This window comes from Idiomarina sp. T82-3 (assembly GCF_001577655.1).
Lineage (GTDB): Bacteria > Pseudomonadota > Gammaproteobacteria > Enterobacterales > Alteromonadaceae > Idiomarina > Idiomarina baltica.
Genome location: NZ_LSBQ01000003.1, coordinates 52,773 through 71,496, shown reverse-complemented (window position 1 = coordinate 71,496; position 18,724 = coordinate 52,773). Strand labels below are relative to the sequence as shown.

Sequence of the window (18,724 nt, the reverse complement as noted above, 5' to 3'; positions counted from 1 at the left end):
TTATTGAGTAAGTCATGGATTATTTCTTATCAATAACCCATTTACCGCCCTTGTAATGAGCCTTCCAACCGGTCTGCTTTTTATTGACCTCGGTCACTACATATTGCTCTTTGTTTTTTCGCGAGAAGCGGACGATAGCCTCGTTACCCTCGTCATCTTCCTGTGGCGCTTCAGCAAGATACTTAAACTTGTCAGGCAAACGGTCTTTAAACCGCGCAAGCTCTTTTACCTTAACCGCTCGTGTCTCACGCGACTTAGGAAAGGTGTTCGCTGATAAGAAAATACCTGAAGCACCATCACGTAACACAAAGTACGCGTCCGAATCCTCACACGGAAGCTCCGGCAACGGTACAGGATCCTCTTTGGGTGGCGCGGGTTCTCCGTTGCGCAACAACTTACGCGTATTCTTGCACTCGTCATTTGTGCAATCAAAATACTTACCAAAACGCCCCGTCTTGAGCTGCATCTCCGAACCGCATTTATCACACTCAATGGTCGGTCCGTCATAACCTTTTATACGAAACTCACCCTTTTCAATGACATAACCGTCACAGGTCGGGTTATTACCGCACACATGGAGTTTACGCTTCTCATCAATGAGGTAGCTATCCATTGCGGTGCCGCATTTAGGACAACGTTTCTTAGCACGTAACGCCTCTGTCTCGCGTTCATCCTCATCGGTCACCTTAACCGCTTCTTCGCCTGGCGTTAAGTTAAGCGTTTGGGTACATCGCTCTTTAGGTGGCAAATTATAGCCTGAACAACCTAGGAATACGCCCGTTGATGCCGTACGAATACCCATCTCGCGTCCACACTTGGGACACTCAATGTCGGTCATAACCATTTGGTTGCCGCGCATTCCGCCTTCATTTGGGTCGCGCTCGGCTTGTTCTAGATTGGCTTTAAAGTCCTCGTAAAACTTATCGAGCGTTTCTTTCCAATTACGCTTGCCAGCGGCGATATCATCGAGCGCCTGCTCCATCTCCGCGGTAAAGTTATAATTCATTAACTCGGTAAAGTTCTCAATGAGTCGATCATTAACGATTTCACCCATTTTTTCGGCGAAAAAGCGGCGATTCTCCACTTTAACGTAGCCGCGATCCTGAATCGTTGAGATGATCGACGCGTATGTCGAAGGACGGCCGATACCGCGCTTTTCTAATTCTTTGACCAAGGACGCCTCGCTATATCGCGCCGGCGGCTTGGTGAAATGCTGTTGCGGCTCCAACTGTTGCAACGCTAATATTTCGCCCTTGCCAATATCAGGCAGACTCATGTCACCGTCTTTCTTCGACGATGACGGCGGCAGTACTTTGGTCCAACCCGCAAAACGCATCACGCGACCGCGCGCTTTGAGTTCGAAGTCTCCCGCCTGTGCAGTTAGCGTTGTGCTATCGTATTTTGCTGGCACCATTTGGCAAGCAACGAACTGACGCCAAATCAATTCATACAGCCGTTGCGCATCACGATCCATGCTGCCCAGTTTATCAGCCTTGACTTTCACGTCCGAAGGACGGATCGCTTCGTGGGCTTCTTGTGCGCCCTCTTTGGAGCCGTAACGATTCGGTTGTTTGGGCAGATAATTCGCTCCAAAGCTCTGCTCAATGTAATCACGACACGCGCTGACTGCATCAGCACTCAAATTGGTTGAGTCAGTACGCATGTAGGTAATGTGACCCGCTTCATACAAGCGCTGTGCTAGAGTCATGGTTTTCTTCACACCAAAACCTAAACGCGTACTGGCTGACTGCTGCAGCGTCGACGTGATAAACGGCGCCGATGGCTTGCTCGACGTTGGCTTGTCTTCACGAGAAATAATTTCATAGTCGGCATCTTTTAACTGTGCCAATGCCGCATCGGTCTGTTCTTTGTTCGCCGGCCTGAAGTTTTCACCGGCTTGCTTCACAACCTGCATACGCAAGTCATCTTTGGCTTGTGTCGCTAAATCAGCGTGTACGTCCCAATACTCTTCCGGAACAAACGCTTTAATCTCTCGTTCGCGTTCGACTACCAAGCGGACAGCGACCGACTGCACACGACCGGCGGATAGCCCGCGGGCAATTTTTTTCCATAACAGAGGCGATACCATGAAGCCCACAACACGGTCTAAGAATCGACGCGTTTGTTGTGCGTTAACGCGATCCAAATTGAGCTGGGCAGGATGCGAGAAAGCATCTTGGATCGCATTTTTGGTGATTTCGTTAAAGACCACCCGTTGATAACGGTCGTTGTCCCCCCCCATCAGTTCGCGTAAATGCCACGCGATAGCTTCCCCCTCGCGGTCCAAATCCGTCGCGAGAATAACTTTATCTGACTTTTTCGCCAGTTGGGTAAGTTCCTTGACTACTTTTTCCTTACCGGGTAATACCTCGTAGTGTGCATCCCAGTCATGCTCAGGGTCGATTCCCATCCGCGCTACCAAACGTTTAAAATCACGTTGCTGTTGGTAAGCCGCCTTATCCTCCGGCGACATTTTGCGGACTTCGGCCGCCGATTTACTGGGTACCTTCTCTACCGCCTTGGTAGGAAGGTCGCGCACGTGCCCTACACTGGACTTCACGATAAAATCGTTACCCAGGTATTTATTAATTGTTTTGGCTTTTGCCGGGGACTCGACAATAACGAGCGATTTCGCCATAGAGTTTAGCTTCTCTTTTCTTTAACTGTCAGACGATATAGGTTCATAACCACAAAAATACAAGTGGCAACCCGATGATTCTGCCTTTTTTAAGATATATCGGTTATTTTCTTAAGAAACAACCATAACCTGTGTATTTGATAAAAATTCGCACAATTTAGATAAACAGTCAGACTCGGCGAATTTTCGGTAAGCCCACGAAAATAAAGGCTTACAAGCCGTTATTAACAACGTATAATAATTCTAATTCGATCATATCAGGCTAAACAGTAGCCCCCCGAAAGGAGCGCGAATACGTGACTATGCAACACTTTGAAGTGAATTATGACGGCCTTGTCGGTCCGACTCACAATTACGCTGGTTTGTCATTCGGCAACGTTGCCTCGTTAGCCAACGCAAAGGCTACCTCTAGCCCTAAAAGCGCCGCCCTACAAGGGTTAATGAAGATGAAAGCGCTGCACGACATGGGCATGAAGCAAGGCGTTTTGGCGCCACAAGAACGTCCAGATATTTATGCGTTGCGACGCCTCGGCTTCACCGGCACCGATGGCGAAGTATTATATAAAGCGGCAACCGAAGCGCCAGCTATTTTCCAAGCCGTGTGCTCAGCATCAAGCATGTGGACCGCCAACGCGGCGACTGTATCACCCAGCGCCGATACGGCAAATGGCAAAGTGCATTTTACACCGGCTAACTTAACGAATAAGTTTCACCGCTCACTCGAGCCTGTGACCAGTGGCAATATTCTTAAAGCCATGTTTGCGCATGAACGTTATTTCGAGCACCACACTCACCTGCCTGATAACGAGCACTTTGGCGACGAAGGCGCAGCAAACCACACGCGTTTATGTGAACAATACGGTCATGCCGGTGTTGAGATCTTTACTTACGGCCGTTGTGCATTTGATAGTACACAACCTGCACCGCGGAAGTTCCCTGCACGACAAACTTTGGAAGCATCTCAAGCCATCGCTCGCTTGCATGGTCTTACTGACGATAACACCGTTTATCTGCAGCAAAACCCCGATGTTATCGACCAAGGCGTGTTTCATAACGACGTTATTGCAGTAGGTAATCAAAACGTATTGTTCTACCACGAACAGGCATTCCGTGATACCGAACAGAAATTCGCTGAAATTCAACAAAAGTTTGGTGATACCCCAGTGCACTTTATCGAAGTTAAAACCGATGAGGTGAGCGTACAGGACGCGGTATCAACCTATTTGTTTAATACCCAGCTAATTACTCCACCAGATGGCATCATGACTCTCATTGCACCGACTGAGTGTGAAGAGAACCCTCGTGTAAAAGCCTACCTTGAGTCATTGGTGCAGCGCGATAATCCTATCAAGCGCGTTGAGTTCTTTGACGTTAAACAAAGTATGCGAAATGGCGGCGGTCCCGCGTGTTTGCGTTTACGCGTAGCGCTTAACGACGAAGAGCTTAAAGCCGCTAACCCAAACTGTTTGATGAGCGATGACTTGTATCAACGCTTAACTCAGTGGGTCGATAAACACTATCGCGAAGAGCTTGCCGTTGACGACCTACGTGACCCTGCGCTACTCGAAGAATCACGTTCAGCGCTTGATGAATTAACGCAAATTTTGAAGCTCGGTTCAGTTTATCCTTTCCAGCAGGACTAAGTTCAAAATAGTATAAAAAAGGGGCGCTTTAAGCGCCCCTTGTCATTTGATAACGACATTAATCATTGTCGTTATGCAGTTCTAAATTAGCATCTTCGCCGCCATCGCGTTGCGCTTTTGCCATATCATTGCGCGCGGCATCAAGTTCGTCGAGATAATCCTGATTAATATCCCCAGTAATATACTCACCACTAAATACTGACGTTTCAAAGCGCTGAACATTCGGATTCTCTTCACCGACCGCGCCTACAAGATCGTCTAAATCTTGATAAATGAGTCCATCGGCGCCAATCATGTCGCATATTTCGCTACTTTCGCGACCATGACCAATGAGCTCGTTGGCACTTGGCATATCGATACCATAAACGTTAGGGAAACGAATTTCAGGTGCAGCCGAAGCAAAATAGACGCGCTTAGCCCCTGCTTCTCGTGCCATTTCAATAATCTGCTCAGAGGTCGTTCCGCGAACTATCGAGTCATCGACCAATAACACGTTCTTGCCTTTGAATTCCGCGCTAATGGCGTTCAACTTACGGCGCACTGACTTACGGCGCTGCGTTTGTCCCGGCATGATAAAGGTACGGCCAATATAGCGGTTTTTAACAAAGCCTTGGCGATACGGAAGATCCAGCACGCTCGCAATTTCAAGTGCGATATCACAACTCGTCTCGGGGATTGGAATGACCACATCGATATCCAAGTCGGCATAATCGCGTTTGAGCTTCTCACCCAACTTACGCCCCATGTTGACGCGTGATGCATACACGGAAATACCATCAATAAACGAGTCAGGCCGTGCAAAATAGACATACTCAAAAATACAAGGACAGTGCTTCGGCTTGTCTGCACATTGACGCGAAAACAGTTGCCCATCGTTGGTGATATAAATCGCCTCACCTGGCTCTACGTCGCGCACGTACTTAAAACCCGTACCATCGATCGCCACGCTTTCCGAAGCAACAATATATTCATCGCCTTCAGCCGTCTCACGCTTTCCGAGCGCAAGCGGACGGATGCCCCACGGGTCACGGAATGCAACCAAACCATGACCAAGAATCATTGACACCACAGCATAAGCACCGCGTACCTTACGATGCACCGCTGTGATGGTTCTAAACACATCATCAGCGTTAAGTTCTAAGCTGTCATTTTTGTCCAGTTCATTAGCGAAAACGTTCAGTAATATTTCCGAATCGGAGGTGGTATTAATATGACGACGCGCGGTTTTGAACAGGTGTGCATGAACATCGGCTGCGTTCGTTAGGTTCCCGTTGTGCGCCATCGCAATGCCAAACGGCGAATTGACATAAAATGGCTGAGCCTCAGCTGAACTTGAACTGCCCGCCGTAGGATAGCGTACGTGACCAATACCGATGTTTCCGGCAAGGCGATGCATATGACGCGTATGAAATACATCACGCACCAAGCCATTGGCTTTGCGTAAGCGCAACGTATTGTACTCATCCACCGTCATGATGCCGGCAGCATCCTGTCCACGATGTTGGAGCATGGTTAAGCCGTCATACAGCGCTTGATTAACCGGCTGTTTGCCGACGATACCAACAATACCACACATAACTTTACGACCCTCTTAAACTGATTGCGGGACTAAAAAACTTGAACTGCTTTCTAGATATTCAAAAAACCACTGAATAAATACACCGAAATGCGGTATCAATACTGACTCCCGCCACCACTCGCTGTTTGACAGGGTGGTAAACGAGTCCATAAAGAACAGCAAAGCGCTCACGATAAGCACACCACGCAGCGCACCAAACACTAATCCAAGTACACGGTCGGTCCCGGAAAGGCCCGTGTGCTGAACAAGTTTCGAGAGGATATAGTTAAGAATGGCGCCGATAATCAACGTGGCAACAAACAACGCAGCGATAGCAGCCGCATTTCGGACAAGCGGATCTTGGATTTCAGTAAAATATACGGCTAGATCTTTGTAGAACTGACTCGAGATAACAAAAGCGGCTACCCATATTACGAGTGAGACCGCTTCTTTGACGAAGCCTCGAATCAAACTCACCAAGGTAGAAATGGTGATGATGATAATGATTGCGTAATCTATCCAGAGCATAAGCACTCAGTCGCACTGAAAAAGTGAGCAGATTTTAACAGAATCCAATTAAAAATGCGGCTTTTTTTATTTCTTTACGGTTTATAGTTTAATACTTTGCCCTGCAGCCCCGTGAGCTCTTTGAGCGCCGCTAGCTGTTGTTCTAATGCGTGCTTTGAAGTATCCGGACCGACCATTAACTTAGTTAGCTGTCCTTGGCTTCCACCTGACTCAATAAATACCGCAAAACCCTTCTCTTGCAATTGCTTTTGCAAAGCCAACACACTGTCACGATTGCTAAAGGCACCCAATTGAATAACGAAAGCCTCGCCCGTCACGGTCACCGACTTCATTTCCCGCTTCGGTGCTTGCACTTGCTTTTGTGCATCCATCGTTGGTGCTTCATCGGCGGTGACCTCATCGCTTTGCTCGGCAGCGACTTCCACCGGGGCTGGCTCAAACTCGGTCGGTGCCTGCAGCGAAGCACTCTGTTCTGGTTTCAGGGGGATCGTTTCGAAATCTTCAACCGCTTCCGTTTTTTTACCATCCAGAACATCCGGTAAGATGATAACCGCGAGTGCAACCAGTATAAGGGAGCCAACAATTCTGTTTTGCAACCGACTTGCCACATTGAACTCCTATTCGTTACCCGAATTAATTTGTGCGTAAATGTGACCTACAGTGTAAAACGAGCCAAACGCGAACACCAGAGCGTTTTTTTGTTGTGCCCGCTCTACAGCAAAATCAAAAGCAGCTTCGACACTATCAAAACAACTGGCCTGTGCACTATTGAGCGCTTCACAAGCAGCCAGTTGTTCAGCTGTATTACCGCGCGGTTCATGTAAGGTGCCTAGCGCCCATTCAGTAATGTGGGGGCTTAATGCTTCAAACACGGCGTTGGCATCTTTATCTTTCAGCATACCCACTACCGCGATAATTTCTTGATGTGGCATGCGCTTTAGTTGCTGGGCAACATACTGTGCCGCATGACCGTTATGCGCGACATCTAGTAATACCTCCACCTGCTGGTGGTGCAGTCGCTGCATACGCCCCATCAATGATGCCTTTACCAATCCTGCCTTTATGGCATCTTCGCTGACCGCCAATGGGAGGCATTCAAGCGCCGCTAATGTGGTCACAGCATTCACTAATGGAAGCTGAGGCGACGGTAAATTAAACAAGTTAACGTTAAGCCCGTAATAATGCCAATAGTCGTCATACCGTTTACTTGAAAAATCACGTCCCACTTGTTTAAGATCGGCACCGATTGATGAAGCCTGGGCAGCAATACTCTTCGGTGGGTAGCTGTCGCCGCAGATGAGCGGACGGTTTCGACGCGCAATCCCAGCCTTTTCAAAGCCTATTTTTTCACGGTTATCACCAAGAAATTGAACATGATCAATACCAATACTGGTGACTATTGCGACATCAGGATCAACCACATTCACAGCATCCAACCGACCACCTAAACCGACCTCCAAAATAGCGACATCGAGTTCAGCGCGTTGCATTAACCACAATGCAGCGAGCGTTCCCATTTCAAAATAGGTTAATGAGGTGTCTTGACGGGCGTCGTTGATAGCTGCAAAGGCCGCAGAATGCTCGGCTTCAGATAACAGGGCACCGTTGATTTGTACGCGCTCTCGGTAATCCACTAAATGCGGTGATGTATACACACCGACTTTGTAGCCCGCTTGTTGAAGTATTGACGACAACATCGCCACGCTGCTGCCTTTGCCGTTAGTACCCGCGACAGTAATAGTGAAACGAGCGGGCTGAGTAATTGCAGCGCGCTCACGCACTTGATGCGAGCGTTCTAACCCAAGGTCAATTTCTGTAGGATGGATTCGTTCAAGGTAAGTCAGCCAATCCGACAGCGAGCTAGTCGCTGTCGGCGTCATTATTTGCTCGTTCATCACAAGTCAGCGGCTTCCATTTCACTTTGTGCCGGGCTTTCTAGATTTTGGAATTTAGCTAACAGACGTGCCACAGTTGAGCGCATCTCGCGACGATCAACAATCATATCGATCGCGCCATGTTCTAGTAGAAACTCAGCACGCTGAAAACCTTCCGGTAAGGTTTGGCGTACCGTCTGTTCGATAACACGAGGCCCTGCAAAGCCTATCAATGCCTTAGGTTCAGCAATGTGGATGTCACCCAACATCGCCAAACTCGCACTCACACCACCCATCGTCGGATCGGTTAAAATCGAGATATAGGGCAGACCCGCTTCGCTCATCTTAGCCAACGCGGCAGAGGTTTTCGCCATTTGCATCAACGACATCAAAGCCTCTTGCATACGCGCTCCGCCAGATGCTGAGAAGCACACCAGTGGTAGGTTATGTTCCAAACAAAGCTCAGCAGCTTGCACGAACTTAGCGCCGACTACGGATGCCATCGAGCCACCCATAAAGTTAAAATCAAAGGCTACAGCGACCACGGGAACGCCTAATACCGTTCCACGCTGTGCAATCAAGGCATCTTTTTCGCCACTGCTTTTTTGAGCTGCGGCAATTCTATCTTTGTACTTCTTCGAATCCTTAAACTTAAGGATATCTTTAGGTTCCAAATCCGCAGCAATTTCTGAGACGCCAGTCTCATCTAAAAAAATGCGTAATCGTTCGCGGCCTGTCAAACGCATGTGGTGCCCACATTTAGGACAAACATTTAAACTACGGTCTAAATCGTTACGATACAAAATGGCATCACACGCAGCACATTTGCTCCAAACGCCTTCTGGAACATTGCGACGTTTGTTGACTTTAGGTTTAGCAAGAATACGTTCAATCCAGCTCATAATGGTCCGCTTACTCAGCTTTAATAAAAAATTTTGATTAGATTACATGGTAGCACAAATGGGTCAAGCAAAGAGGTCGTAACAGTCGCGGTTTTTTATCACTCTGTAAACCAAAGCGGACCCGGTTCAGCTTTAGGTAGTTGCCAGTCTTTCGGGTAATCCACTTCGACTAAGTACAAACCGCCTGGCTTGGCGGTCGCCGCTGCTTTGGTGCGGTCTTTTCCTGCTAACAGCTCGCCGAGCCAACTGGGATCTTGCTGATGGCGACCGATAACAATGAGGCTACCAACAATATTACGCACCATATGATGCAAGAAAGCGTTGGCTTTGATATCGACAATAATAAAATCGCCACGGCGATGAACATTGAGGTGGGTTATCTCACGATGGGCAGAGTGCGATTGGCATTGCGCCGCGCGAAAAGCACTAAAATCATGTTCCCCTAATAAAGCCGGAGTCGCCGCCTGCATCGCATCAACATCGAGTGGGTGATGATAGTGACTGACGCCGTGACTATGAATACCCGGTCTTAGAGCGTGGTTAGCAATGATGTAACGATAGCGACGCGCAGTCGCACTAAACCGTGCGCTAAAACTATCATCAACCGGTTGTGCCCAGCGCACTGCGATATCAGGTGGTAGATGGCTATTAACCCCTAAGGTCCAGGCGGCTGCGCGTCGTGGCGTAGAGACATCAAAATGCACGACCTGGTTGGTTGCATGAACGCCCGCATCGGTTCTGCCGGCACACACGGTTTCTACCGCCTGATCGGCGACCTTACTTAAGGCGTTTTCCAGCCTTTGTTGAACTGAGTCCACTTCACGCTGGCGTTGCCAACCATAGTAAGCTCGACCATCATACTCAAGCCCTAACGCAATTCGCATACAACTCCCTTACGAATTCAATTATTCCGACTGCAAACGTTGCAATAAGACGCGTGCTTCTTCGGCAACCTCATCCTCGCCTTCAGATAAAGTGACCAAAATGTCCTCGGCATCTTCCTTCTCATCCATATCGAGGTACGCACGAGCAAGATCAAGCTGACCGAGTCGCTCCTCATCCGCAGTATCCAACTCATCCTGCGGCGAACTCTCGCTTTCTTCGTCACCCAGCACACGACCGACGTTATCCGACGTATAGTTGTCGGTCTCCTCTTCGCTATCGGCCTGTTCCATCAACTCGTCTATATCCACGTACTCATCTACCGAGGACGACGTGTCAGCGTTCCCCGCTTGGTCCGTTGATACGTGCTCTGTTTCCTTATCGGCCTCAGCATCACTGTCTTCTGTCAGCTCGGTCAGCGAACTTTCCACTTCAGCAGCTTCATTTAACAGGTCGTCCAACTGTTCATCAGACACTTCATCGGACGGCTCTTCTTCGTCGACTTCGTCAGCCTCTATTCCCAGTTGTGCCAGCGCATCATCCAACGGGTTATCATGCTCCCCATCATCAAACTCGGTATCTTCGGCGGAATCATCTGATGAAGGTGTCTGTTGCACGTCCGCTTCTGAATCTTGATCCAGCGTTTCTTCTGCTTCTGGCTCTGGCTCTTGTTCCGGTTCATCTTTCGATGCTTCAGCGGCCGCTTCTTCATCAAAAATATCATCACTGACTAATTCGTCATTGGAGTCTTCACTCTCCGCACTTGGTTGTTCATCCGATTCGTTACTTTCCAGGTCTTCACCTGTAACGTCTGCATCCTCGCCTTGTGATTCATCTGTTTCGTCGCTCTCGTTTGCATCCTCATTTGCTTGCTCATCCAGATCGAGATCCAGTGCTGGCACTTCGTCATCTTCGGCTTCGCCAAATAGCTTGTCCAGTTCATCTTGAGACAATTCAGAGGATTCATCGCTGTCTTCAGGCTCAGTCTTGTCAGTATCCGGTTCCGCCACCAACGACTCATCATCTTCTTCGGGAAGTACATGTTGATCGATATCATCAACATCACTACCTTCGCTATCACCGTTATTGTTAGGGAACAACGGGTCTTCTTCATCATCATCACCATCAAGCTGAATACTAAAATCATCGTCTTGATCAACAGGCGAGTTTTCTAATTCGGCTTCTAGGTCACTTAAATCGTTACCCTCTTCTTCTTCATCATCAAGTGCCGTATTACCATCAAAATCGAATAGACCATCATCAGCGTGAGTTGAGGCGCCACCCATTAACTCACGGTCAAGTTGCTCAGCCGCTTGCTCTTCAGTAAGCTCTTGCTCTGACGCACCAGTCTGGCTCGACTCAGCGACCGTCTTATTGCGACGGAAGAAAAACCAATAAATTAATCCTAAAATGAGCAGTGCAGGTAAAATCGATAACAAAGCGATATTAAGCGGACTTTGCAACCACGACAGTCCATCCGCACTTTGTTGTTGCTGCTGTTGATTAATGAGGGCTCTTTGTTGCTCTAATAGCTGATTGAACTGGCCCTCTAGATCATCAGACTCTTTTAGCTGCTCGGAGATAGTGGCGATTCGGTCGGCTAAATCATCGAGCCGCTTCTGAATTGACTCATTTTCCGCATAGACCTTTTTAACCGCGTTCATTGAATCATTGACTTGCGACTGTAACTCAGCAAAGTTGGACTGCTGACGTGATTCCACTTGTTGAATGGCTTCTTCGGCGCGCGCTTTGGCTTGCTCTAATAACTGCTGCTGCTCAGTTCGTGTTTGCTTTGCCTGCTGCTCAATTGCAGCGAGTTGCTGCTGTTTATCCTGTAAAGACTCATCGGCCAAGACCTGTCGCCGTGCAGCCTCTGGGTTAATCATCTTAATTTCTTGCAAGCTGGGTATACGCAAGTAAAAACCATCAAGCATTCGATTCATGTTGCCATCCACGAACGCGCGTGGATTTGCTTGAACAATAGCCGCCATCGTTTGGTAGACCGTCACACTCGAGTGCGGCCGATAGCGTGATGCGATAGACCACAGCGTATCAGACGACTTAATCGGGCCATAACGCTCTTCGCCAGAACGCACATCGGATGCCTCGGCACCTTTCGGCCCCTTGATAATCGTTCCGTCCTGGTAAAACGCGTGGGCAGAAAGTGGAATGCATAAGAATACAGCCATCGCTACTGATGTAACGACACTCATTGTTAAGTGTTTTATCAACTGCTTAATCCCTTTATTGTGATTTGATTGGGAATCACTCATGTTCGTTCTCTTGCCCACGATTTCCTATAATATTTAACGGCTATAAACATAAAAACTTTATTTTAAGCCACTTCGTTATTACCAGTATTCTTTAATCAACAACTCCGCGATTTGGATCGAGTTAGTTGCAGCGCCCTTACGGATATTATCTGAAACAACCCACAAATTTAGACCTTGCGGATGACTAATATCTTCTCGAATACGCCCTACAAAAACATCATCCTTACCCGCGGCATCGCCAACCTGAGTCGGAAAATCTTGGCGGTCTTCGCACAACGTGACACCCGGCGCTTCACGTAACAAGTCTTTAGCGTACTCAGCGGTTATCGGTTGTCGTGTCTCGATATGGATGGCTTCAGCATGCCCAAAGAAAACAGGTACGCGAACCGCCGTTGGGTTCACTCGAATGCTCTGGTCGTTAAGTATTTTTTGTGTTTCCCACACCATTTTCATTTCTTCTTTGGTGTAGTCATTATCCTGAAAAACATCAATTTGCGGAATGCAGTTAAAGGCGATCTGACGGCTAAACTGGCTAACGGTTGGCTCCTTGGCGTTCAATAGCTCGGCCGTCTGCTTAGCCAACTCTTCCATCGCCTCTTTTCCCGCGCCTGAAACAGACTGATACGTAGCGACATTAATCCGTTCTATACCGACCGCATCATGCAATGGCTTTAACGCAACCATCATTTGAATGGTTGAGCAATTAGGGTTGGCAATAATGTTACGGTTTCTAAAGTCTGCTAGCGCCCAACCATTAACCTCAGGCACAACCAGAGGAATATCCGGTTGATAACGAAACTCGGAGGTATTATCAATAACCACACAACCGGCCTCAGCAGCCTTTGGAGCAAATACTTTTGAAATCTCACCACCGGCAGAGAAAAAGCCGATATCAGCTTCGCTCCAGTCGAAAGTCTCCGCATCAATGACTTCGACATCTTCCCCTTTAAAGCTTACCGTCGCACCTACCGAACGCGCGCTGGCTAACGGATACAATTGCGCAACGGGAAAGTCACGTTGCTGTAAAATCTCGATCATTTGCTGACCAACAAGCCCTGTCGCACCCAATACCGCGACACGAAAACCTTCTGCCATAATCACTCCTAAAGCCTAACAAACTTGGTATGCATTAAAACCAAGCTGCTTGAATCGAATAACCTGTGCTGCATTATGACATGCAATACTTTGATTGTTGAGTTGTCGACGAGGATTATCTTTACGATAATTCTTGCGTAGTTGATCAAAACCCGATGCTGTCAGCCCGTGGCTACGCATCATGCGATCATCTTCATCGATAGGGTACAGTGCCAAAACGAGTTTGGCTAAGTCAGGGAGTCGTTGAATACTGACGGCACCTAAAGTCCGCCAATTAACCTCGGGTAGAACATCGGCTAATTTGACCGGCAAGGGAATATCAAAGTGTTTGCATAAGGCAGTAGCGACTTGATATGCGCCACCGACTTTGCCTTCTATGCTATGCCCAGCAATATGCGGCGTCGCAATGGCAAGATAAGGTAAAATAGCCTTGTTAACCTCAGGCTCACCCTCAAATACATCAAACACCAATGTCGGGCATTCGCCTTGCTCGCACCGCGCAATGACCGCATGGTTATCGATCACGGCACCTCGACACGCATTAATGAGTAGTTGACCAGAGTGCAATGACTGGAGCGCTTCAATATCAATGAGATGATGCGTTGGGTACAAGCCCTTACGCGTTAACGGCACGTGTAAACTAATAATGTCCGAAGTTAGCACCCGCTGCCAATGTGAATGAGCTCGACTATCACCTTGTTCTGCGAGCGGCGGATCATAGTAATGCACGTTCATGCCCAACGCCGCTAAGCGTTGACCGGCAGCCGTGCCGGTATGGCCCGCTCCGACAATAGCGACGTCTAAATCGAATACCTCGTCGAGCCGGTGTTGCTGTTGCAGTACCTTAAGCACAGCCGTAAGCACATACTCACCGACTGAGTCTGCATTGCAACCCGGTGCATTGGCCCACTGAATCGCACGCGCATCAAGCGCATCAATAGCTAAATGTTCTTTACCGATGGTTGCCGTCGCAACAAATTTTAGTTGTGGCGCTTGCTTTAATAACGCCGCGTCGACTTGCGTAATTGACCGAACTAACAACGCGTCGGCCGTTTCGAGTAGCTCGGGAGGGGGCGTTCGGCCAACATAAGATGAGAGGTGACCTACGTTGCCTAATAACTCAGGCAACGCAGGAATATTCTGGTCGGCAACGATGTGAATACGTTTAGACCGATTCAAAATAACTTAGTCTTGATATTCGCGCAGTACCAATGATGCATTGGTGCCACCAAAACCAAAGCTGTTAGACATCACAGTGCGTAACTTAGCTTCCGTAGGTTCGCGCACGATGTTCATACCCTCAGCAGCCTCATCTAAGTTATCAATATTGATGCTCGGCGTCACAAAGCCATTTTTCATCATCAATAACGAGTAGATTGCCTCGTGTACACCTGCGGCCCCTAACGCGTGACCTGTCATTGCTTTAGTTGCGCTAATAAATGGCGTCTTCTCCGGGAACACCTCACGAATCGCCTCTAATTCCTTAACATCACCCACAGGCGTACTGGTACCGTGCGTGTTTAAGTAGTCGATTGGCGTGTCAACGGTTTCCATCGCCATCTTCATGCAGCGAATTGCGCCTTCACCCGACGGCGCTACCATATCGTAGCCATCAGATGTCGCACCATAGCCAACGATCTCGGCATAGATTGTTGCACCGCGAGCCTTCGCAGCCTCAAGTTCTTCAATGACCAAAATGCCGCCGCCACCTGCAGGGACAAAGCCATCACGATCGCGGTCATAGGTACGCGATGCTTTTTCTGGCGTATCATTGTATTTGGTGCTTAGAGCGCCCATCGCGTCAAATTCCATACCGAGCGTCCAGTGCAACTCTTCACCACCGCCCGCAAATACGCGATCTTGCTTGCCAAATTGAATTAGTTCCAACGCATGACCAATGCAGTGTGCCGATGTTGCACACGCAGAACTAATTGAGTAATTAATGCCTTTAATCTTAAATGGCGTTGCCAAACAAGCGGATGTGGTTGATGCCATGCATCGCGGAACCATGTAGGGCCCTACACGCTTAACACCACGCTCGCGAAGAATATCAGCAGCCGCCACTTGATGTTCACCTGACGCTCCGCCTGAACCCACTACAAGACCAGTACGCGGATTAGATACTTCCTCTTCGCTTAAGCCAGCGTCTTCAATCGCTTGTTGCATCGCAATATACGCATAGGCTGCTGAGTCACCCATGAAGCGTAAGGCTTTACGATCAATATGGTCTTTGACGTCTAACCGAACTGGGCCCCAAACTTGGCAACGCAACCCCATTTCGGCAAAGGATTCAGAACGCTCTATGCCCGACTTACCGGTACGTAGCGATTCAAGGACTTCTTTTTGATTGGTTCCGATACTCGATACAATACCGAGTCCGGTAATCACAGCTCTTCTCATTACTTATTCCTGTATTGGCGATGGGCCGATAAATTAAAAATTTTCTTATGTTGTATGGTAACGAACAACGGGTCAACAGGTGGTCTGCTTTGTATAAAATTTTTTCTCTTTACCCTGCCTGTTGTCTTACCATCAAGTACAAAGTCATCAACTATTGTTTGCAAAGTTGTTATTATAGCGAGCATTGCGCAAGAATTCATGGTGTTCAGCATGTCAAATCATGCAAAAATCGATTTTAACGAGTCGGGCGTGCCCATCTCACAAACATTTGATGATATCTATTTCTCTATAGACAGCGGTATTGACGAAAGCCAATACGTTTTTCTTAAGCACAATGGTTTACCCGAACGTTGGGTCAGCTTGCCAGCTCAGTATGACTTTGTTGTGACAGAAACGGGCTTTGGGACAGGGCTAAACTTTTTGCTCACATGGCTCGACTATCGTCAACATGCTCGGTCCTGTACACGGTTACACTTTATCAGCGTTGAAAAGTACCCTCTTTCCAAGTCTCAGCTAGCACAGGCATTAGCCACACTACCCGCGGTCGCTGCTGTGGCGGAACCATTACTCGAACAATATCCCGCAACAGAACCGGGTTGTCACCGTTTAGTTTTTGACCAAGGGCGGGTTGTGCTGGATTTGTGGATTGGCGATATTATCGAAACCCTAGCCGAGTGGCAGACAAGTCTGGCTCATCAAGTTGATGCTTGGTTTCTCGACGGCTTTGCGCCGGCAAAAAATCCAGCGATGTGGCAGTCGGCGCTATTCAACACCATGGCAAATTCGGCGCATCGAGACACCACTTTTGCCACATTTACCGCAGCGGGCATGGTCAAGCGCGGACTTAATGAAGCCGGTTTCCAGGTCAATAAAGTCAAAGGCTTTGGTCGTAAACGCGAAATGTTATGCGGTCACTTCCCGGGTCAGATAGTAAAAAGTAGCCGCTGTCGTGCACCCGTTACCTTGGTCGGTGGGGGCATTGCCAGCGCTTGCTTAGCGCGCGCTTTACAGCAACGGCAAATCCCCTGTCGTGTCATAAGTCAGGGCTTAGCCGACGGCGCATCGGGTAACCCGCAAGGCGCAGTTTATCCGCTGTTGCACGCTGAACTCACACCGTTAACTCGGTTCTATTTGCAAGCCAGCTCGACCGCAATCAGTTATTACACCCCTTGGCGTGATCGCTATTGGTTCGTTTCTGGTGTGATTCAACCGGCATTTAATGCCAGCCGCATCGATAGGATAGAGAAGATTACCGCGTGCGATTACTCATCCGCGACGGTCACGGCGCTCGCCAGCGAGCAGAGTTCGACGCTTGCTCGACTCCCCATCGAGCAACCGAGTTTATATTATCCTAATGCAGGCTGGTTAAATCCATCAAAACTGGTTCGGGCCATGTTCAACGAGTCGGATTCCGACTGGATGACCGACACCGTTGAACGCATTTTTCCAAGTAACTTAGACAGCCCCACACTAGCCTGGACACTGGTCGGTACTCGCGCCCGTTACTCGGCAGCACGCGTCGTGATCGCATGCGGCCACGCCTCAGCGACACTCTTTGACTCCAATCTGAAGATGATACCCGTAAAAGGTCAGATCTCGACTATTCGGGCGACCGCGGAAACAGAAGCATTGAACAAGGTGCTTTGCTACAAGGGTTACATGGTACCGGCACAAAATGGCGAGCATTGTATCGGTGCGACCTTTGAACGTGGCCAATCCGACCTGAATGCTTCCGTCGAGGCCGATACAGCGAACTGCGATTCGCTTGCGCGTTGCGCTCAGCAAACTTGGAGCCAACACCTTGAGGTCACAGGGCATCGTGTCAGTATAAGAGCCACGACACCCGATCACATGCCCGCAGCCGGTGCCCTAGACACGGGTCTTATGCTGTTGAGCGGACTTGGCTCACGCGGTTTAACCGCAGCACCCATCTTAGCAGAGTTGTTAGCCGAGCAACTCAGTGGCGGTGTGGTTCCGTTAACCAAAGACGCGCGATCGCGCTTGCAACCACAACGTCTGATTAAGTGAGTTAAACGCTACGAACCACGATGTCGAGCTGTTCAACTAAGTTATTCACATGCGTTTGGTCGGCCGGTGCAAGTTCATGCTTTGCCTGCTCGACCGCCGCTTTAAGGTTGGGAATGATCGCTTGGGCATCCGTTTCGTCGTTCATTTCCATGCGGGCAACGACTAGGTCAAAATGGCCACGGAGATAACCGCTCGCAAACAACTCATCATCGGAACCATCAACGTAAACCTGATCGAAGACACTTTCTAACTGCTCAATAACCGCATTAAACGACATCTAATCACCTTTTTTCATATTACTGAGACGTTATTTTAACGAGGTTTTTGCTACAATGCACCCATCGAAACTATCCAACGAGGTTGTTATGTCGTTGCAAATCGGCCTGTTTTATGGCTCAACTACCTGCTATACCGAAATTGCCGCTGAAAAAATTCAGCAAGCCATTGGCGAAGACATTGTCTCGATATTTGATATTAAAGACACGCCGCTAAAAGAAGCTGAACAGTTTGATATCCTCATTTTGGGTATATCGACATGGGACTTTGGCGAGCTTCAAGAAGACTGGGAAAGTCATTGGGACGATATTACGCCGCTCAACTTACAAGGCAAAATCGTTGCTCTTTATGGCATGGGCGACCAGCAAGGCTATACTGATTGGTTTCAGGATGCGCTCGGCATGTTGCACGACGCCATTGCCGATAAAGACTGTAAGCGCATCGGCTTTTGGCCGAACCAAGGTTATGAATTTGCTGCGTCTAAGGCGCTCACCGAGGATCAGCAGTACTTCGTCGGATTATCACTTGACGAGGACACTCAGTACGACTTATCTGAAGAGCGCATCGAGCAATGGACAACACAAATTCTCGAAGAAATAGCTGAACAATTATAACAACAAGAAGGAA

15 protein-coding genes are annotated in these 18,724 nt (G+C 48.6%); 3 read left to right on the top strand and 12 right to left on the bottom strand.

All coding sequences use genetic code 11. The annotated features are described in order from the left end of the window. Positions 1 to 19: 19 nt before the first annotated feature. Entirely contained in the window at positions 20 to 2,638 is a 2,619-nt protein-coding gene (gene topA / locus AWU56_RS02630; protein WP_286681698.1) for a type I DNA topoisomerase, read from the bottom strand. Between the two features lie 302 nt (positions 2,639 to 2,940). On the opposite strand from topA, the gene astB reads away from it, so the two are divergent. Continuing rightward, positions 2,941 to 4,281 (top strand): N-succinylarginine dihydrolase, encoded by a 1,341-nt coding sequence (astB, locus tag AWU56_RS02625; protein WP_286681769.1) that lies wholly within the window; start codon positions 2,941 to 2,943, stop codon positions 4,279 to 4,281. A 58-nt stretch (positions 4,282 to 4,339) separates the two neighbouring features. On the opposite strand, the gene purF is transcribed toward astB, so the two are convergent. The 10 genes from purF to fabB all read right to left on the bottom strand — a co-directional run bounded on the left by purF (position 4,340) and on the right by fabB (position 15,793). Then, positions 4,340 to 5,857, bottom strand: a complete 1,518-nt coding sequence (gene purF, locus AWU56_RS02620) for an amidophosphoribosyltransferase (RefSeq protein ID WP_272978103.1) — start codon at positions 5,855 to 5,857, stop codon at positions 4,340 to 4,342. A gap of 15 nt (positions 5,858 to 5,872) precedes the next feature. After that, a complete protein-coding gene (locus AWU56_RS02615; protein ID WP_272978104.1) occupies positions 5,873 to 6,367 on the bottom strand; it encodes a CvpA family protein in 495 nt (164 codons plus the stop codon). Between the two features lie 74 nt (positions 6,368 to 6,441). Next, complete coding sequence (locus tag AWU56_RS02610; protein ID WP_006955126.1) at positions 6,442 to 6,975, bottom strand: SPOR domain-containing protein; 534 nt, start codon at positions 6,973 to 6,975, stop codon at positions 6,442 to 6,444. A 9-nt stretch (positions 6,976 to 6,984) separates the two neighbouring features. Next, positions 6,985 to 8,247, bottom strand: a complete 1,263-nt coding sequence (gene folC, locus AWU56_RS02605; protein ID WP_286681697.1) for a bifunctional tetrahydrofolate synthase/dihydrofolate synthase — start codon at positions 8,245 to 8,247, stop codon at positions 6,985 to 6,987. Positions 8,248 to 8,261: 14 nt separating this feature from the next. Continuing rightward, on the bottom strand, positions 8,262 to 9,143 hold the full coding sequence (gene accD, locus AWU56_RS02600) for an acetyl-CoA carboxylase, carboxyltransferase subunit beta (protein ID WP_006955128.1): 882 nt from the start codon (positions 9,141 to 9,143) through the stop codon (positions 8,262 to 8,264). 98 nt (positions 9,144 to 9,241) lie between these two features. Further along, positions 9,242 to 10,027, bottom strand: a complete 786-nt coding sequence (gene truA, locus AWU56_RS02595; protein ID WP_272978107.1) for a tRNA pseudouridine(38-40) synthase TruA — start codon at positions 10,025 to 10,027, stop codon at positions 9,242 to 9,244. A gap of 21 nt (positions 10,028 to 10,048) precedes the next feature. Next, positions 10,049 to 12,298: a FimV/HubP family polar landmark protein gene (locus AWU56_RS02590; RefSeq protein WP_286681696.1), complete on the bottom strand. Its 2,250-nt coding sequence runs from the start codon at positions 12,296 to 12,298 to the stop codon at positions 10,049 to 10,051. A 78-nt stretch (positions 12,299 to 12,376) separates the two neighbouring features. Then, entirely contained in the window at positions 12,377 to 13,393 is a 1,017-nt protein-coding gene (locus AWU56_RS02585) for an aspartate-semialdehyde dehydrogenase (protein WP_006955131.1), read from the bottom strand. A 15-nt stretch (positions 13,394 to 13,408) separates the two neighbouring features. After that, complete coding sequence (locus tag AWU56_RS02580; protein WP_333809737.1) at positions 13,409 to 14,554, bottom strand: 4-phosphoerythronate dehydrogenase; 1,146 nt, start codon at positions 14,552 to 14,554, stop codon at positions 13,409 to 13,411. A gap of 24 nt (positions 14,555 to 14,578) precedes the next feature. Further along, positions 14,579 to 15,793, bottom strand: a complete 1,215-nt coding sequence (gene fabB, locus AWU56_RS02575) for a beta-ketoacyl-ACP synthase I (RefSeq protein ID WP_006955109.1) — start codon at positions 15,791 to 15,793, stop codon at positions 14,579 to 14,581. 210 nt (positions 15,794 to 16,003) lie between these two features. Between fabB and mnmC the strand changes: the two genes are divergently transcribed. Beyond that, positions 16,004 to 17,821, top strand: coding sequence for a bifunctional tRNA (5-methylaminomethyl-2-thiouridine)(34)-methyltransferase MnmC2/FAD-dependent 5-carboxymethylaminomethyl-2-thiouridine(34) oxidoreductase MnmC1 (mnmC, locus tag AWU56_RS02570; protein ID WP_286681694.1), 1,818 nt, complete (start codon positions 16,004 to 16,006; stop codon positions 17,819 to 17,821). Between the two features lies 1 nt (position 17,822). Here the strand turns inward: mnmC and AWU56_RS02565 are convergent, their stop codons facing one another. Beyond that, positions 17,823 to 18,098: a YfcL family protein gene (locus tag AWU56_RS02565; RefSeq protein WP_006955107.1), complete on the bottom strand. Its 276-nt coding sequence runs from the start codon at positions 18,096 to 18,098 to the stop codon at positions 17,823 to 17,825. 88 nt (positions 18,099 to 18,186) lie between these two features. Between AWU56_RS02565 and fldB the strand changes: the two genes are divergently transcribed. Next, positions 18,187 to 18,711: a flavodoxin FldB gene (gene fldB, locus AWU56_RS02560; protein WP_207328202.1), complete on the top strand. Its 525-nt coding sequence runs from the start codon at positions 18,187 to 18,189 to the stop codon at positions 18,709 to 18,711. Positions 18,712 to 18,724 lie beyond the last annotated feature (13 nt).

What these genes read in the sequence shown, in the direction of transcription:
- topA (WP_286681698.1), bottom strand. Translation starts at nt 2,638, where the DNA reads ATGGCGAAATCGCTCGTTATTGTCGAGTCCCCGGCAAAAGCCAAAACA.
- astB (WP_286681769.1), top strand. Translation starts at nt 2,941, where the DNA reads ATGCAACACTTTGAAGTGAATTATGACGGCCTTGTCGGTCCGACTCAC.
- purF (WP_272978103.1), bottom strand. Translation starts at nt 5,857, where the DNA reads ATGTGTGGTATTGTTGGTATCGTCGGCAAACAGCCGGTTAATCAAGCG.
- AWU56_RS02615 (WP_272978104.1), bottom strand. Translation starts at nt 6,367, where the DNA reads ATGCTCTGGATAGATTACGCAATCATTATCATCATCACCATTTCTACC.
- folC (WP_286681697.1), bottom strand. Translation starts at nt 8,247, where the DNA reads ATGACGCCGACAGCGACTAGCTCGCTGTCGGATTGGCTGACTTACCTT.
- accD (WP_006955128.1), bottom strand. Translation starts at nt 9,143, where the DNA reads ATGAGCTGGATTGAACGTATTCTTGCTAAACCTAAAGTCAACAAACGT.
- truA (WP_272978107.1), bottom strand. Translation starts at nt 10,027, where the DNA reads ATGCGAATTGCGTTAGGGCTTGAGTATGATGGTCGAGCTTACTATGGT.
- AWU56_RS02590 (WP_286681696.1), bottom strand. Translation starts at nt 12,298, where the DNA reads ATGAGTGATTCCCAATCAAATCACAATAAAGGGATTAAGCAGTTGATA.
- AWU56_RS02585 (WP_006955131.1), bottom strand. Translation starts at nt 13,393, where the DNA reads ATGGCAGAAGGTTTTCGTGTCGCGGTATTGGGTGCGACAGGGCTTGTT.
- fabB (WP_006955109.1), bottom strand. Translation starts at nt 15,793, where the DNA reads ATGAGAAGAGCTGTGATTACCGGACTCGGTATTGTATCGAGTATCGGA.
- mnmC (WP_286681694.1), top strand. Translation starts at nt 16,004, where the DNA reads ATGTCAAATCATGCAAAAATCGATTTTAACGAGTCGGGCGTGCCCATC.
- AWU56_RS02565 (WP_006955107.1), bottom strand. Translation starts at nt 18,098, where the DNA reads ATGTCGTTTAATGCGGTTATTGAGCAGTTAGAAAGTGTCTTCGATCAG.
- fldB (WP_207328202.1), top strand. Translation starts at nt 18,187, where the DNA reads ATGTCGTTGCAAATCGGCCTGTTTTATGGCTCAACTACCTGCTATACC.